The organism is Ruoffia sp. FAM 20857, from assembly GCF_045528645.1.
Taxonomy (GTDB): Bacteria; Bacillota; Bacilli; order Lactobacillales; family Aerococcaceae; genus Ruoffia; species Ruoffia halotolerans.
Window position 1 is genome coordinate 1 of sequence record NZ_JBGQRB010000133.1, and the last position, 291, is coordinate 291.

Sequence of the window (291 nt, forward strand, 5' to 3'; positions counted from 1 at the left end):
AAGATCGGGAAGTTCAGTATTTTTCAATGCCTTATCAAGCACAATCATGGTCGAAACCCCGTCGTGTCTGTATTCGATCAATCCGTGAAGCAGGAGAACTCCTCTTTCAACACGCATTCATTGTGACTAATCTATCCGATAATGTCTCACCTGAAGTCATATTCTCTCTTTACGGCAAGCGAGGGACAATGGAGAATTTCATCAAAGAAGCGAAAGGTGGCTTTTATTTCGATAAAACAGATAGTCCACGCTTCTTAGAAAATCATGTCAGAATGATGATTAGTCTGCTTG

General features: G+C 40.9%; 1 protein-coding gene. It reads left to right on the forward strand.

The genetic code is table 11. The features are described from left to right. Positions 1 to 291 (forward strand): transposase (locus tag ACEN4N_RS11550; RefSeq protein ID WP_407094276.1); only part of this gene is annotated, 291 nt, incomplete at both ends.